The 15,739-nt window shown below is 69.9% G+C and carries 10 protein-coding genes; 5 read left to right on the top strand and 5 right to left on the bottom strand.

Annotation, left to right across the window (positions count from 1 at the left end):
* The first annotated feature begins 5 nt into the window (after window positions 1-5).
* From EMA17_RS48285 to EMA17_RS48275, 3 genes are all read left to right on the top strand, one after another.
* The gene (locus EMA17_RS48285) at window positions 6-1,367 is read left to right on the top strand and encodes an ABC transporter permease (RefSeq protein ID WP_126643601.1); all 1,362 of its coding nucleotides are present in this window, start codon (window positions 6-8) and stop codon (window positions 1,365-1,367) included.
* A gap of 53 nt (window positions 1,368-1,420) precedes the next feature.
* On the top strand, window positions 1,421-2,281 hold the full coding sequence (locus EMA17_RS48280; RefSeq protein WP_126643632.1) for a carbohydrate ABC transporter permease: 861 nt from the start codon (window positions 1,421-1,423) through the stop codon (window positions 2,279-2,281).
* Window positions 2,282-2,491: 210 nt separating this feature from the next.
* A complete protein-coding gene (locus EMA17_RS48275; RefSeq protein ID WP_126643600.1) occupies window positions 2,492-2,917 on the top strand; it encodes a hypothetical protein in 426 nt (141 codons plus the stop codon).
* 81 nt (window positions 2,918-2,998) lie between these two features.
* Here EMA17_RS48275 and EMA17_RS48270 read toward each other — a convergent pair whose 3' ends face one another.
* On the bottom strand, window positions 2,999-7,882 hold the full coding sequence (locus EMA17_RS48270) for an NAD-glutamate dehydrogenase (RefSeq protein ID WP_126643599.1): 4,884 nt from the start codon (window positions 7,880-7,882) through the stop codon (window positions 2,999-3,001).
* A gap of 401 nt (window positions 7,883-8,283) precedes the next feature.
* Here EMA17_RS48270 and EMA17_RS48265 point away from each other — a divergent pair, with 401 nt between their 5' ends.
* The gene (locus tag EMA17_RS48265; protein WP_126643598.1) at window positions 8,284-8,847 is read left to right on the top strand and encodes a DJ-1/PfpI family protein; all 564 of its coding nucleotides are present in this window, start codon (window positions 8,284-8,286) and stop codon (window positions 8,845-8,847) included.
* An 18-nt stretch (window positions 8,848-8,865) separates the two neighbouring features.
* On the opposite strand, the gene pruA is transcribed toward EMA17_RS48265, so the two are convergent.
* The 3 genes from pruA to EMA17_RS48250 are packed head-to-tail and all read right to left on the bottom strand — an operon-like array spanning window position 8,866 to window position 11,687.
* Window positions 8,866-10,494 (bottom strand): L-glutamate gamma-semialdehyde dehydrogenase, encoded by a 1,629-nt coding sequence (gene pruA / locus EMA17_RS48260; protein ID WP_126643597.1) that lies wholly within the window; start codon window positions 10,492-10,494, stop codon window positions 8,866-8,868.
* A 45-nt stretch (window positions 10,495-10,539) separates the two neighbouring features.
* Window positions 10,540-11,199, bottom strand: a complete 660-nt coding sequence (locus EMA17_RS48255) for an HAD family hydrolase (RefSeq protein WP_126643596.1) — start codon at window positions 11,197-11,199, stop codon at window positions 10,540-10,542.
* 26 nt (window positions 11,200-11,225) lie between these two features.
* On the bottom strand, window positions 11,226-11,687 hold the full coding sequence (locus EMA17_RS48250; RefSeq protein ID WP_126643595.1) for a DUF6912 family protein: 462 nt from the start codon (window positions 11,685-11,687) through the stop codon (window positions 11,226-11,228).
* A gap of 242 nt (window positions 11,688-11,929) precedes the next feature.
* Between EMA17_RS48250 and EMA17_RS48245 the strand changes: the two genes are divergently transcribed.
* Window positions 11,930-12,556: an Rv3235 family protein gene (locus tag EMA17_RS48245; protein ID WP_126643594.1), complete on the top strand. Its 627-nt coding sequence runs from the start codon at window positions 11,930-11,932 to the stop codon at window positions 12,554-12,556.
* Between the two features lie 408 nt (window positions 12,557-12,964).
* On the opposite strand, the gene secA is transcribed toward EMA17_RS48245, so the two are convergent.
* Window positions 12,965-15,733, bottom strand: a complete 2,769-nt coding sequence (gene secA, locus EMA17_RS48235) for a preprotein translocase subunit SecA (RefSeq protein WP_126643593.1) — start codon at window positions 15,731-15,733, stop codon at window positions 12,965-12,967.
* Window positions 15,734-15,739 lie beyond the last annotated feature (6 nt).

The raw sequence follows: 15,739 nt of genomic DNA, 5'->3' as shown, positions 1-15,739 counted from the left end.
CGGCCATGAGTGACAAGGCACCCGCACAGGTCGCGGTGCCCGAGAAGACAAAGCCGACGCCCGCGCGCGAGACGCGCGGGCTCGGTTCGGGCACCCTGCTCGGCTGGCTGTTCCTGCTGCCGGCCATCGTCATGCTCGCCGTCCTGGTCGCCTATCCGATCGTGTGGTCGCTGATTCGCAGCCTGTTCGGCGCGGACGGCTGGTCGGACTTCGTGGGGATCGACAACTACAAGGAACTGTTCACCGACGACAACACGTTCACCGCGCTGAAGAACAACCTGATCTGGGTCCTGGTGGTGCCCGCCGCGGTCACCGCGCTCGGCCTGGTCTTCGCGGTGCTCACCGAACGCGTGCGGTTCGCCACCGCGTTCAAGCTGATCGTGTTCATGCCGATGGCGGTGTCCATGCTGGCCGCCGGCATCACCTTCCGGCTGGTGTACGACCGCGACCCGGACCAGGGCGTGGCCAACGCGGTGATGACCAGCGTGCACGACGTGTTCAGCGAGGGCGCGCCGTATCCCGGCGCCCGCCCGCGCAACGACGCCGTACTCACCCCCCAGGGCGGCGGCTTCCTCACCAGGGCCGGCACCGCGGCCGACGGCACCGCGTTGCTGCCGCTGGTCGCGCTGCCCGCGAACAAGATCCCCGGCGACGCGCGGAACGCCCGGCCCGGCGTGCCGGCCGCCGGCGGCCTGGGCGGCGTGGTCTGGATCGACTTCAGCAAGGGCAACGCCGGCAAACCCGGCGTGGTCGACCCCGGCGAGAAGGGGTTGCCGGGCGTGAAGGTGGAGGCGGTCCGGGGCGGACACACCGTCGCGAGCACGACCACCGGCAAGGACGGCTCGTTCACCCTGCCCGCGTCCGCCGCCGAGGGCGGCCCGGTGCAACTGCGCCTGGCCGCGTCCAACTTCGCCAAGTCCTTCGCCGGCTACGACTGGCTCGGGCCGAACCTGATCACCGCCGCGATCATCGGCGCCTACATCTGGATGTGGGCCGGCTTCGCGATGGTGCTGATCGCCGCGGGCCTGGCCGCGATCCCCCGGGACGCGCTGGAGGCGGCCCGGGTGGACGGCGCGACCGAGTGGCAGGTCTTCCGCCGGGTCACCATCCCGCTGCTCGCTCCCGTGCTCGTGGTGGTGATGGTCACCCTGGTGATCAACGTGCTGAAGATCTTCGACCTGGTGTACATCATCTCGCTGGGCTCGTCGCAGAAGGAGGCCAACGTCCTGGCCCTGCAGATGTACATCGCCTCCTTCGGCGGCGGCAACAACCAGGGCCTGGGCAGTGCCATCGGCATCCTGCTGTTCCTGCTGGTGCTGCCGGCGATGTTGTTCAACATCCGTCGCTTCCGAAGGGAGAACCGGTGAGCGCGCCCGCGGCCTCCGACCCGACGAAGCCCTCCCCGCCGCCACGACCGGAGATGGGGATCAGGCGCGGCCTCGCCTCGCGGATCGTCGGCCGCACCGGCGGCGGCCTGGCGGCGGTCCTGCTGGCGCTGATCGCGCTGTTCTGGCTGATGCCCACGTTCGGCCTGCTGGTGTCCTCGCTGCGCGATCCGCAGGAGATGAGCAAGTCCGGCTGGTGGAAGGTGCTCGGCAAGCCGAGCGACCTGACCTTCTCGAACTACGACAAGCTGCTCGACAACAAGGACATGACCCGGGCGTTCTTCAACACGATCTGGATCACCGTGCCCAGCACGCTCCTGGTGATCCTGATCGGCTCGCTGGCCGCCTACGCCTTCGCCTGGCTGGAATTCCCCGGTCGGGACTGGCTGTTCCTGGTCGTGGTCGGGCTGCTCGTGGTGCCGGTGCAGGTGGCGCTGATCCCGATCTCGAAGTTGTACGGGGACACCGGGCTGTTCGGCACGATCACGGGCGTGGTGCTCTTCCACGTCGCGTTCGGCCTGCCGTTCGCGGTGTTCCTGCTCCGCAACTACTTCGCGGGCATCCCGCGCGATCTGCTCGAGGCCGCGCGGATGGACGGCGGCACGGATCTGACCATCTTCTTCCGGGTCATCCTGCCGCTGGGGCTGCCCGCGATCGCCTCGCTCGGCATCTTCCAGTTCCTGTGGGTGTGGAACGACATGCTGATCGCGCTGATCTACGCGGACACCGAATCGGCGCCGCTGACGGTGGCCCTGCAGTCGCAGTCCCGGGCGTTCGGCGCCAACATCGACGTGCTGGCCCCCGGCGCGTTCCTGTCGCTGATCGTCCCGGTGCTCGTGTTCTTCGGCTTCCAGCGCTACTTCGTGCAGGGCGTGATGGCGGGCGCCGTGAAGTAGTCGACAGGTGGACGACGGCCGCGGGGCGGTCCGGTGACTTCCGGGCAACCGCCTCGCGGCCTCGACGTTTCGTGCCGGACTCGTTACGGATACCGCCGTCGGGAACACGATTCCGTGTGGCATCGTCCGAAGGCGTAGGGTGCCACCCCTGTTGCGGAACCGGTTCGGGGGCGCATCAAACGGGGGGCAAAACGTCATTTCGGGGGAACAATGAGGGGAAGTCGTCGGATCGGTTTTCTCCGCACGCTGCTGATCGCGTTGGCCGTGGAGACACTGCTGATGAGCGTGGGCGCGGGCACCCTGGCGGTGATGTCGTTCGCGGTGCGCGACGACCGCAAGAGCCTGGAGGGGCTCGGCGATCTGCTGCTGATCGCGTCGGTGTTGTGCGCGGGCATCGCCGTGATGTGCGGTTTCGGTGTGGTCGGGGTGCGCGACGCGCTGCGGCGCGGCACCGGCGCGCTGGGGCGTGCGGCCGCGGTGGGCCTGATCCACGTGTTCGTCGCGCTGGTGGCGATACTGATGGCCTGCCCGACGTGGTCGATCCTGGTGGCCGGTGTGCCGGCGGTGGTCTACCTGCCGTGCTGGTGGGCCGTGCGCGAGCGCAGCCGGCACGAACTGCTCATGCTCGAACCGTAGAAGGCTCGCGGAACACACGAACCACCGGCCGCCGGCCCGGAACCCCGAGCGGGGTTCCGGGCCGGCGGTCGTTCGTGTCGGTCAGCTCTTGGCGCCCGTCCGCAGCAGCGTACGGATCACCCGCATGGCGACCGACAGCGTCGCCAGGTCGTAGTTCTCCGCCTCCTGCAACTCCTCCAGCGTGGACCGCGCCCGCACCAGCACCGGCGCGTTCTTGTGCTCCCACGCCTTGAACCGCAGCTCCGGGGTGTCCTCCGGCTCGCCGGAGGCGAGCACGTCGGCGGTGAGCCCGGCCTGCGCCGCGTACAGGTCCTCGCGCAGCGAGGCCCGCGCCATCGACTTCCACCGGTCGCTGCGCGGCAGTTCGATGATCCGGTCGAGCAGGTGCGCGATCGGCAGCCGGTCGGCGATGTCGAAGTACACCTGGGCGACGTCGACCACGCCGCGATCGGATTCGGTCGCCACCTCGACGATGTCCAGGGCCGCGTACGCCGAGGACATCCCGGCCACCGCGGTGGCCAGTTCGGTGGGCACGCCCGCCGCGGTGAACTGCTCGTACAGCCCGTCCATCCAGGCCAGGTCCGAGCCGCGCAGCACCTTGGGCAGGTGTGCGATCACCTCGGCCACGCCGTCGCGGAACAACTCCACCTGCGCGGCGATGTCGATCTCGCGCCGACTGCCCAGGAACCAGCGGGTGGCCCGCTCGATCAGCCGCCGGCTGTGCAGCCGCAGGGTGGTCTGCATCTCGGCCGGGACCTTGTTGTCCAGGGCCGCGATGGCGCCCATGATCCGGTCCGCGCCGAAGATCTCCCGTGCGGTGATGTGCGCCCGGGCGACCTCCTCCGCCGACGCGCCGGTCTCCTCGCGCATGCGGAACATGAACGTGATGCCCGCGAGGTTGACCACCTCGTTCACCACGACGGTGGTGATGATGTCCCGGCGCAGCGGGTGCCGGTCCATCTGCTCGACGAACCTCGCCCGCAGCGCGCTCGGGAAGTAGCGGTACGACTCCCGGGCCAGGAACGGATCGTCGGGCAGGTCGGAGGCGATCAGGTCCTGGGCCATCACGATCTTCGTGTAGGCCAGGAGCACGGCCAGTTCGGGCTGGGTCATCGCCTGCCCGTTCTGCTGCCGCTCGCGGAGCTGACGGTCCGTCGGCAGGAACTCGATCTCCCGGTCGAGGTGCCCGTCGCGGACCATCCGGCGCATGTACCGCATGTGCACGTGCAGCAGGCTGGCCGCCTGCGCCACGGCGTTGGCCAGCGCCCAGTTCTGGCCGTAGTTGGCGGCCAGGACCAGGTGGCCGACCTCGTCGGTCATCTGCGCGAGCAGCTCGTTGCGCTGCTTGCCGGTCATGTCGCCGGAGGCGGTGACCTGGTTGAGCAGGATCTTGATGTTCACCTCGTGGTCCGAGGTGTCCACGCCCGCCGAGTTGTCGATCGCGTCGGTGTTGATCCGGCCGCCCGCGAGCGCGAACTCGACCCGGCCCAGCTGGGTGCAGCCCAGGTTGCCGCCCTCGCCGACGACCTTGACCCGCAGGTCGGCGCCGTTGACCCGGATGGCGTCGTTGGCCTTGTCGCCGACGTCGGCGTGCGACTCGCCGCTCGACTTGATGTAGGTGCCGATGCCGCCGTTCCAGAACAGGTCCGCGGGGGCCTGCAGGATCGCCTTCATCAGCTCCGCCGGGGTGAGCCGGACGAGCCCGGCGCGCAGCCCGAGGGCCTCGCGCACCTGCGCGCTGATCGGCACCGACTTCGCGGTGCGCGGGTACACACCGCCGCCGGCCGAGATCAGGCTCGTGTCGTAGTCCGCCCACGAGCTGCGCGGCAGGTCGAACAACCGGCGGCGCTCGGCGAAGGAGACCGCCGCCTCCGGGTTCGGGTCCAGGAAGATGTGCCGGTGGTCGAACGCGGCGATCAGCCGGATGTGCTCGGAGAGCAGCATGCCGTTGCCGAACACGTCGCCGGACATGTCGCCGATGCCGACGACGGTGAAGTCCTCGGTCTGGGTGTCGTGGCCCAGCTCGCGGAAGTGCCGCTTGACCGACTCCCACGCGCCGCGGGCGGTGATGCCCATGCCCTTGTGGTCGTAGCCGGCCGAGCCGCCGGAGGCGAACGCGTCGCCGAGCCAGAACCCGTACGACTCGGCCACCGCGTTGGCGATGTCGGAGAACGTCGCGGTGCCCTTGTCGGCGGCCACCACCAGGTAGGTGTCGTCCGCGTCGTGGCGCACCACGTCGGCCGGCGGCACGACCTCGCCGTCGACGAGGTTGTCGGTGATGTCGAGCAGGGCGCCGATGAAGGTGCGGTAGCAGGCGACGCCCTCGGCCAGCCAGGCCTCGCGGTCGCTCGGGTCGGGCAGTTGTTTGCAGACGAATCCGCCCTTGGCGCCGACCGGCACGATCACCGTGTTCTTGACCATCTGCGCCTTGACCAGGCCCAGGATCTCGGTGCGGAAGTCCTCGCGCCGGTCGGACCAGCGCAGCCCGCCGCGCGCGACCGCGCCGAAGCGCAGGTGTACGCCCTCGACCCGGGGCGAGTAGACGAAGATCTCGAACCGGGGCCGCGGCGCCGGCAGGTCCGGGATCTCGTGCGGGTCGAACTTCAGCGAGAGGTAGTCGTGCGCCTCGCCGTCCTCGCGGTGCTGGAAGAAGTTGGTCCGCAGGGTGGCCTTGATCATCGCCAGGAAGGAGCGCAGGATGCGGTCCTCGTCCAGGCTGGCGACCTGGTCGAGCGCGCCCTCGATGGCCTCCACGATGCCGTCCACCAACTCGGTGCCGGCCTGCTGGTGGCCGGGCGAGAAGCGGGCCTCGAACAGGTTCACCAGGAGTCGGGTGGTGTGCGGGTTGGAGACGAGGACGCCCTCGATGTAGTCCTGCCCGAACGTGACCCCGGCCTGGCGCTGGTACTTGGCGTAGGCGCGCAGCACCATCGCCTGGCGCCAGGTCAGCCCGGCCCGGAAGACCAGCGCGTTGAATCCGTCGTTCTCCGCGCGCCCGGTCCAGGTCGCCGAGAACGCGTCCTGGAACAACTCCTTGACGTCCTCGGGCTGCCCGTACATCGCCGAGGCGTCGTAGCGCAGACCGAAGTCGTACACCCATGCCACGGTGCCGTCGGCGCGGTGCAGCTCGTAGGGCCGCTCGTCGACGACCTCCAGACCCATCCGCTGCAGGATCGGCAACACCTCGGACAGCGAGACGTAGTCGCCGATGCGGTAGATCTTGAAGCGCCGCTCGCCCGGCAGTGCTCCTATCGGCTCGTACAGGTGGAGCGTGAAGTCCGCCTCGGGGGTCAGTTCCTCGACCCGCTTGAGGTCGGCGACCGCGGTCCGGGGCGGGAAGTCCGACTTGTACCCCTCGCTGAACGCGTGCGCGTAGCGGCGGGACAGTTCGGACGCGCTCTCCTCGCCGCATTCGGCGACGAGGGCCTCGCCGAAGTCGTCGATCCAGGAGCGGGTGGCCTCGGAGAGCAGGCGCTCGATGTAGTCCACGTCCGGGTCGCCGAGTTCGGCGCCGGTGGGCACGCGCACGGTGAAGTGCAGGCGGGCGAGCACGGACTCGGTGTTGCGCGCGGTGTAGTCGACGACGGAACCGGCCAGCTCGGCGAGCAGGATGTCCTGCATCTTGAGCCGGATCTCGGTGGTGTAGCGATCACGCGGCAGGTAGACCAGGGCCGAGTAGAACCGGCCGTACTCGTCCTTGCGCAGGAACAGCCGCAACCGGCGCCGCTCCTGGAGGTAGAGCACGCTGATCACGATGTCGTGCAGTTCGTCGACGGCGATCTGGAAGAGGTCGTCGCGCGGGTACGTCTCCAGGATCTGCAGCAGGTCCCGGCCGTCGTGGCTGACCGGCGGGAAGCCGGCCTTGTCCAGCACCGCGTGCACCTTGCGGCGCACCACGGGGATGCGCTGCACGCTGTCGGTGTAGGCGGCGGAGCTGAACAGCCCCAGGAAGCGCCGCTCACCGATCACGTTGCCGGCCGCGTCGAACTTCTTCACGCCGATGTAGTCGAGGTAGGCCGAGCGGTGCACGGTGGCCCGCGAGTTGGCCTTGGTGAGGATCAGCAACTGTTTCTCCCGGGCCTTGGCCCGGGCCTGGGTGGACAGTCGGCTGAAGGCCGCCGACAGGTCCTGGTCGGCGCGCAGGATGCCGAGCCCGGTGCCGGGCACCGCGCGCAGCACGTCCTCGTCGTTCTCGCAGACCAGGTCGTATTCGCGGTATCCCAGGAAGGTGAAGTGGTCCTCGGAGAGCCAGCGCAGCAGCTCCCACGCCTCGCCGATCTCCTCCTCCGGCAGCGTCGCCGGCGGGTCGTTGGCGAGTTCGTCGGCCAGGCGCAGCGATGTGTCGCGCATCTTGGCCCAGTCCTCGACCACCTCGCGCACGTCGCTGATGATCCGCTGCAACCCGCTCTCCACCGCGCGCAGGTCCTCGCGGTCGGTTTCCCGGTCGATCTCGATGTGCATCCAGGACTCGACGATCGCGTCCTCGGGCACCCCGTGTGCGTCGGTGGTGTCCACGATCTCCAGCAGTTCGCCGGCGATGGTGCGCCTGACGATCAGCTGCGGGTGGATCACCACGTGGATACTGCGTTCCTGGCGGGAGAGTTCGTTGGTGACCGAGTCCACCAGGAAGGGCATGTCGTCGGTGACCACCTCGACCACGGTGTGCCCCGACGCCCAGCCGTTCTCCTCCACCGTGGGCGTGTACGCCCGGACCCGCGCGGTGCCCTGGGGGCGCCCCGCCGCGAGTCGACAGTGCGAGATCGCCGCACCGTATACGTCGACCGGATCGCGGTCGATCAGGTCGTCGGGTGCGGTGTGCCGGTAATAGCGGGACAGGAGGACATCGAGGTCCACCCGGTTCGGGCCCTCGGGCCCGCCGCCTCCGTGCTGTGACGATGCCGCCCGTGCCGCGTCCGCCGCTCGGGCGAGAAGCTCCGCCTTCGCCTCGTCCAGCTTGCTCTGCATGATGCTGCCGCTCCTGTCGCGCGCCGTTGCGTGACCATTGCCGTCCCCGGGCGTGCCCGGCCGTGTACTGCCGGTACCCGCTTTGTCGCGAGTACCTGTTTCAGGCGACGTCGGCGCGTCGGTGATGGTTCCGGGACTCCGTCGTCCCGGCACGCGACCCGCACGGCGTCGCCGCATCGTCAGGCTACTCGCGTGGTCCTCGGCCGCCGAGAGGGGATCTCGGATCACCCTGTAAGTAATTTTCGGTTATGCCCGGACACCCCGTACCACTGTCGCCCTGAGCCCGCGGGTTCCGAGGCGCCGGCGATTGCCCATTGCCCCCGGACGCACGCTCGGGGCACCTTTGGTGCGGGAGCAACGACGCGACGCGGGCGGACGAACTCGGTGGGGAGACGATCGTCATGGCCAAGAAGGTGCTGTTGATCACGGGCGACGCGGCGGAATCGCTCGAGGTGCTCTACCCGTACCAGCGGCTGCGCGAGGAGGGCTACGACGTGCACGTGGCCGGGCCCTCGCGCAAGAAGCTCAACTTCGTCGTGCACGACTTCGTCGACGGATACGACACGTTCACCGAAAAGCCCGGCTACACGTGGCCGGCCGACTTCGCCTTCGTGGAGGTGCGGCCGGAGAACTACGTGGCCCTGGTGCTGCCGGGCGGCCGGGCGCCGGAGTACCTGCGCAACAACCCGGTGGTGCAGCGCATCGTGCGGCACTTCTTCGCGGCCGAGAAGCCGGTCGCGCAGATCTGCCACGGGCCGCTGGTCAGCGCCGCCGCGGGGGTGCTCAACGGGCGCCGTACCGCCGCCTACCCGGCGATCGCGCCGGACGTACGGGCGGCGGGCGCCACCTGGGTGGACGGCGAGGCGGTGGTCGACGGCACCCTGGTCTCCGCCCGCGGCTGGGTCGACCACCCGGCCTGGATGCGCGAGTTCGTCCAGGTCCTGCGCGCCAAGGCACCGGCCTGAGCCCGCCCGCCCGGCCGCTCAGCCCATGTGCGGATAGCGGTAGTCGGTCGGCGGGTCGAACGTCTCCTTGATCGTGCGGGTGCTGGTCCAGCGCATCAGGTTCTGCATCGCGCCGGCCTTGTCGTTGGTGCCGGACGCCCGCGCGCCGCCGAACGGCTGCTGCCCCACCACCGCGCCGGTGGGCTTGTCGTTGAGGTAGAAGTTGCCCGCCGCGAAGCGCAGGAAGTCGGTGCCGTGCGCCAGCGCGCGCCGATCGCGGGCGATCACCGAACCGGTGAGCGCGTACGGCGCGGCCGACTCCATCTGCCGGAGCATCGTGTCCCAGTCGCGGTCCTCGTACACGTGCACGCCCAGGAACGGCCCGAAGTACTCGGTGGTGAACACCTCGTCCCACGGATCCTCGGCGAGCACCACGGTGGGCCGCACGAACCAGCCCACCGCGTCGTCGTAGGTCCCGCCCGCGAGTACCCGCAGGCCGTCGGCGGCGTGCGCCCGGTCGATCGCCGCCTTCAGCTTGGCGAACGCGCGCTCGTCGATCACCGCGCCCATGAAGTGGCTCAGGTCGGTCACGTCGCCCATCGACAACCCGTCCACCTCGGCCAGGAAGGCGTCCCGGAACTCGCTCTCCCAGATCGAGCGCGGGATGTAGGCGCGCGAGGCGGCCGAACACTTCTGGCCCTGGTACTCGAACGCGCCGCGCACCAGCGCGGTGCGCAACACGTCGTGGTCGGCGCTGGGATGCGCGACCACGAAGTCCTTGCCGCCGGTCTCGCCGACGATCCTGGGGTAGCCGTGGTAGGCGTCGAGGTTGTCGGCGATGCCCCGCCACAGGTGCTTGAAGGTCGCGGTGGACCCGGTGAAGTGCAGCCCCGCGAAGTCCGGGTCGGCCAGCGCCACGTCGGAGACCGCCACGCCGTCGCCGTGCAGCAGGTTGATCACCCCCGGCGGCAGACCGGCCGCCTCCAACAGCCGCATCAGGTGGTGCGCGGCGAGCGCCTGGGTGGGCGAGGGCTTCCACAACACCACGTTGCCCATCAGCGCGGGCGCGGTCGGCAGGTTGCCGGCGATGGCGGTGAAGTTGAACGGGGTGACCGCGTACACGAAGCCTTCCAGCGGCCGGTGGTCCAGCCGGTTCCACACCCCGGGGGAACTGATCGGCTGCTCGGCCAGGATCCGCCGGGCGAAGTCGACGTTGAACCGCCAGAAGTCGATCAGCTCGCACGGCGCGTCGATCTCCGCCTGCTGCACCGTCTTGCCCTGACCGAGCATGGTCGCGGCGGCGACGGTCTCGCGCCACGGCCCGGCGAGCAGGTCGGCCGCCTTGAGGATGATCGCCGCCCGATCGTCGAAGTCGAGCGCGCGCCACTCGGGCGCGGCCTCCTTCGCCGCGGTCAGCGCGGCCCGCGCGTCGTCGTGGGTCGCGTTGGCGAGGGTGCCCAGCTCGCCCGCGCGCCGATGCGGCTGGACGAGTTGCACCCGCTTGCCCGCGCCCATCCGTCGTTCGCCGCCGATGGTGTGCGGCAGGTCCACGGGTACGGCGGACAACTCGGCGAGCCGCTCCTGCAGGCGGGCCCGCTCGGGGCTGCCCGGCGCGTAGCCGTGGACGGGTTCGTTGCTCGGCCGGGGTACCCGGGTCACAGCATCCATGGATGCGCAGTGCCCACGAACCGGACAATCGATGCGCGAGGGGCCTCAGCGCACGTAGGTACGCGCGAGCTCGACCGCCTCGGCGAGCGAATCCACCACGGGCACACCGACCCCCTCCAGGCCGGCCCGCGCGTGCGAGCCGCCCGCGTACAGCACCACCCGCGCGCCCACGTGCAGCGCCGCCGCCGCGTCGTCGGCGGCGTCGCCGATCAGCACCACGTCGGCCGGGTCCCGCTCAAGCGCGGCCAGGTGCCGCACCAGGTGCTCGGCCTTGCCGCCGCCCGGCGGACCCACCCGCCCGTCCACCCGGACGAACCGCTCCTCGATCCCGAACCGGCGCACGAACGGCATCAGCGCCTCGTGCGCGGTCAGCGACAACAACGACTGGGTACCGCCCTCGCGCTGCCAGGCGTGCAGCAGCTCGTCCGCGCCGACGGCGAGTTCGCAGCGCGCGCTGTGCACGGTGTAGACCTCCTGGAAGGCCGCGTCGAGTCGGATCCACTCGGCCGCGTCCGGGACCCGGCCGACGACCTTCTCGTAGAACTTCGGCACCGGCACGCAGTAGAGCTCCCGATAACGCTCCAGCGTCATCGGCGGTTGTCCGATCAGCGCGAACGAGGCGTTGGTGGCCTCGATGATCGCGTCCAGGTCGTGGAACAGGGTGCTGTTCCAGTCCCATACCAGGTGCGGATTCCGATTCGTCATGGACCTTGATTGTGCCCTGCCGGTCGTCACAGCAGGTCGGCCAGCTCCTGTGTCGCGAACCACAGCAGCTCGTGCTCCTCGGTGGCCTCGATCAGCTCGTCGGTGAGCCCGCCCGCCAGCGCCGCGGCGACCGCCTCCTCCGCGTCGGCGGTGTCCATGTGCACCGCCGCGATCCGCTTGCGCGGCACGCGCGCGTCGACCAGGACCGCGCCCGGCCCCTCCTGGGACCGCTCGGTCACCAGCGTGTCCGGCACGTCCGCCGCGAGTACGGCCCGACGCACCGCGCCCGGTTCGCCCGCGAGCAGCCGGAGCGAGCCCTCGGCGGCGCGAGTCAGCGCGCCGTACTCCAACTCCTCCTCGTCGTCGCTCCCGTACCACGCGCGAAACGCCTCGGTGACCGTGTACGCCGGCAGCGGCGCCGACTCGATCCCGCCGGCGGCGTGCACCGCGGCCAGGCCGGCGGGCGTCGTAGGGATGAACACGCGCATCGGGCGACTCCAATCGAGTGAAATCCGGACACTCCTTCGGGGACGAAGGGCGCCGAAACGACGGCCGACCCGGCGCCACCACGCGTGAGTCGACGCGCGTCAGCGTAATCGCAGCGGTGACCAGACGAATGGTTGACCGGGCGGCGCCGGCCGGCTAGGAAGTGCCTGCACACGTCCCGGTCGGGGGAACGAGCGGGACGACGTGCGCCAAGACCGTCACGTCCGTTTCACGGGGAGGACCCATGGTCCACACGAACACCGGTTCGCCACCACGCCTGTACGTGGTCCGAGCCCCCGCCGGCGAAACCCCCTTCGACACCGCGGCGGTCGCCGAGGTGATCCCCCTGCGCCCGTCGGGAAGCCGCACCGCCCTCGTCCACGGCAACCTGGCCCACGCCCCGCACCCGCTGCCTCATCCGCTGCCCCATCCCGAGCAGGGATCCGACTCCCGGCCGGGTTCCCGCCTCGCGCCGCGACGCGACCCGCGACCCGCCCTGCGCCTGGTCCCCGCCCTGGCCGAACCGGACCCGGCCGAGGCCCGGCTGCGCTCGCGACGGCTGGCCCACGCGCTGGCCGAGATCGCCTCGGGCCGGCGTGCGATCGCCCAGCTGCGCCCGTACGCCTCCGCCCCCGTCTACGGCACCACACAACACCTGATCCGCCGCCTCGCCGCCCGCCACGTGGGACACCTGCGGGTGGAGTCCTGCGGCGGCCACGCCCCGGCCGACGGCATCGCCGAGGGCTACGCCCGCCTACGCGCCCCGTCCTGGGTCCTCACCCTGGCCTTCCGCCTGGAACGCGACGCCCCCACCCGCCACCCCACCAACACCTGGCTCTGCACAGCCCTGGAACACGACGAACTCACCTGAAAACCCAGAGGGCCCGAACCCCCCGGGTCCGGGCCCTCGCCCCCACCATCACCAACCCGAACCAAACATCAGCCCGTCAACCCATCCAGCACCAAACCCGACCCTGTCAGCCGGTCCGACACCAAACCCGAGCCCGTCAGCCCATCCAGCACCAAACCCGACCCTGTCAGCCGGTCCGACACCAAACCCGAGCCCGTCAACCCATCCGGCACCAAACCCGAGCCCGTCAGCCCATCCGGCACCAAACCTCAGCCCGTCAGCCCATCCGGCACCAAAACCCAGCCCGTCCGGCGCTTGAGGACAGCGGGCCGCAGGCCGGCAAACCCCGACCGGGGCCACCACCCACGACCCCCACCAACCGACATCCCCTCAGCCCGTCCGACGCCTGAGGACCCGCGCGAAGGATCCCTACTTCTTCTTCCGCTTCGCCCGCTGCGCCCGCCGCCGCTCCGCACGCGTGGCGCCCTCCTCGACCTCGTCCTCGTCCTCGTCGAAGTTCTCCTCGGAGGTGACCACACCACCCTCGCCGTCGATCGTGGGCGCGCTGTACTGCAGGTGCGCCGGCCGCTGGGGCGCGTCCAGGCCCTTCGCGTGGATCTCCGGCAGCGGCGCGGCCTTGTCGATCGAGATGCTCGGCGCCTCCGGCACCTGCTCGATCTCGACCTCGACGTTGAAGAGGTAGCCGACCGACTCCTCCTTGATGCCCTCCATCATGGCGTTGAACATGTCGAAGCCCTCGCGCTGGTACTCCACCAGCGGGTCGCGCTGCGCCATCGCCCGCAGGCCGATGCCCTCCTGGAGGTAGTCCATCTCGTACAGGTGCTCGCGCCACCGGCGGTCCAGCACCGAGAGGATGACCCGGCGCTCCAGTTCGCGCATGACCTCCTCGCCCAGCTTCTCCTCACGCAGCGCGTAGGCGGCCTGGGCGTCGGCCCGGAGCAGTTCGATCAGTTGGTCGGTGTCCAGCTCCGAGCGGTCGCCGAACTCCTCCTCGACCTCCTCGATCGTGATGCTGACCGGGTACAGCCGCTTGAGGTTGGCCCACAACTTCTCGAGGTCCCACTCCTCCGCGAAGCCCTCGGTCGCACCGTGCACGTACGCCTCGACGGTGTCGTCGATGAAGTGCCCGATCTGCTCCTGCAGGTTCTCCCCCGCGAGCACCCGACGGCGCTCGCCGTAGATCACCTCGCGCTGCCGGTTCAGCACCTCGTCGTACTTGAGCACGTTCTTGCGGATCTCGAAGTTCTGCTGCTCGACCTGGGTCTGCGCCGACTTGATCGCGTTCGAGACCATCTTCGACTCGATCGGCTGGTCCTCGGGCACGTTCGCCAGGGTCAGCACCCGCTCGACGATGTTGGCCTTGAACAGGCGCATCAGGTCGTCGCCCAGGGACAGATAGAACCGCGACTCGCCCGGGTCGCCCTGCCGGCCGGAACGACCGCGCAGCTGGTTGTCGATCCGGCGGGACTCGTGCCGCTCGGTGCCGAGCACGTACAGCCCGCCGAGGTCGGAGACCTCCTCGTGCTCCGCCTTGACCGCCTTCTTGGCCTTCTCCAGCGCCTCCGGCCAGGCCGCCTCGTACTCCTCCGGCGTCTCGCCCGGGGTCAGCCCGCGCTGCGCGAGTTCGGCCGCGGCGAGGTGGTCCGGGTTGCCGCCGAGCATGATGTCGGTGCCTCGGCCGGCCATGTTGGTGGCCACCGTGACCGCGCCCTTGCGGCCGGCCTGCGCGACGATCTGCGCCTCGCGCTCGTGGTGCTTGGCGTTCAACACCTCGTGCGGCACACCGCGCTTGCGCAGTTGGGCGGACAGGTACTCGGACTTCTCCACGCTGGTGGTGCCGACCAGGACCGGCTGGCCCTTCTCGTGCTTTTGCGTGATGTCCTCGACCACCGCGTTGAACTTGGCCTCCTCGGTCTTGTACACGAGGTCGGACTGGTCCACGCGCTGCACCGAACGGTGGGTGGGGATGGGCACCACGCCGAGCTTGTAGATCTGGTGGAACTCGGCGGCCTCGGTCATCGCGGTACCGGTCATGCCGCCGAGCTTCTTGTACAGGCGGAAGAAGTTCTGGAGGGTGACGGTGGCCAGGGTCTGGTTCTCGTCCTTGATGTCCACCCCCTCCTTGGCCTCGATCGCCTGGTGCATGCCCTCGTTGTAGCGGCGACCGGCGAGGATGCGGCCGGTGTGCTCGTCGACGATCAGCACCTCGCCGTCCACGACGACGTACTCCTTGTCCCGCTTGTACAGCTCCTTCGCCTTGATGGCGTTGTTCAGGTAGCCGACCAGCGGGGTGTTGACCGCCTCGTAGAGGTTGTCGATGCCCAGGTAGTCCTCGACCCGGCCGACGCCGGACTCGTGGATGGCGACGGTGCGCTTCTTCTCGTCGACGTCGTAGTCGCCGGTCTCCTCGATGCCCTTGAGCGGGTTCGCGGCCTCGCCGCGCTTGAGCCGCTTGACCATGGTCGCGAAGTCGGCGTACCACTTCGTGGCCTGGTCGGCCGGGCCGGAGATGATCAGCGGGGTGCGGGCCTCGTCGACGAGGATCGAGTCGACCTCGTCGACCACGGCGAAGAAGTGGCCGCGCTGCACCAGCTCGTCGGCCGACCACGCCATGTTGTCGCGCAGATAGTCGAAGCCGAACTCGTTGTTGGTGCCGTACGTGATGTCGTAGCCGTACGCCTTGCGGCGCTCGTGCGGCGGCATGTTGGCCAGGATGCAGCCCACGGTCAGACCGAGGAAGCGGTGCACGCGGCCCATCCACTCCGAGTCGCGCTCGGCGAGGTAGTCGTTGACCGTGACCACGTGCACACCCTCGCCGGCGATGGCGTTGAGGTAGGCGGGCAGGGTGGAGACGAGGGTCTTGCCCTCGCCGGTGCGCATCTCGGCGATGTTGCCCAGGTGCAGCGCGGCACCGCCCATCAGCTGCACCTTGTAGTGCCGCTGACCGAGCGTGCGGCGCGCGGCCTCGCGCACCGTGGCGAAGGCTTCCGGAAGCAGGTCGTCGAGGGATTCCCCGTCGGCGTAGCGCTGCTTGTACTCGTCCGTGAGCGCACGCAGCTCGGCGTCGGAGAGGTCCTTGAAGTCGTCTTCGATCGACTCGATCTGATCTGCGATGCGGTTGAGCTTGCGCAGGATTTTGCCCTCGCCGGCGCGCAGGACCTTGTCGAAGATAGACACGCTGGA

It is taken from the genome of Embleya hyalina, from assembly GCF_003967355.1.
Classification (GTDB): Bacteria; Actinomycetota; Actinomycetes; order Streptomycetales; family Streptomycetaceae; genus Embleya; species Embleya hyalina.
Note: the sequence above shows the minus strand (reverse complement) of the source record. Positions and strands in the feature narration are given on the sequence as shown.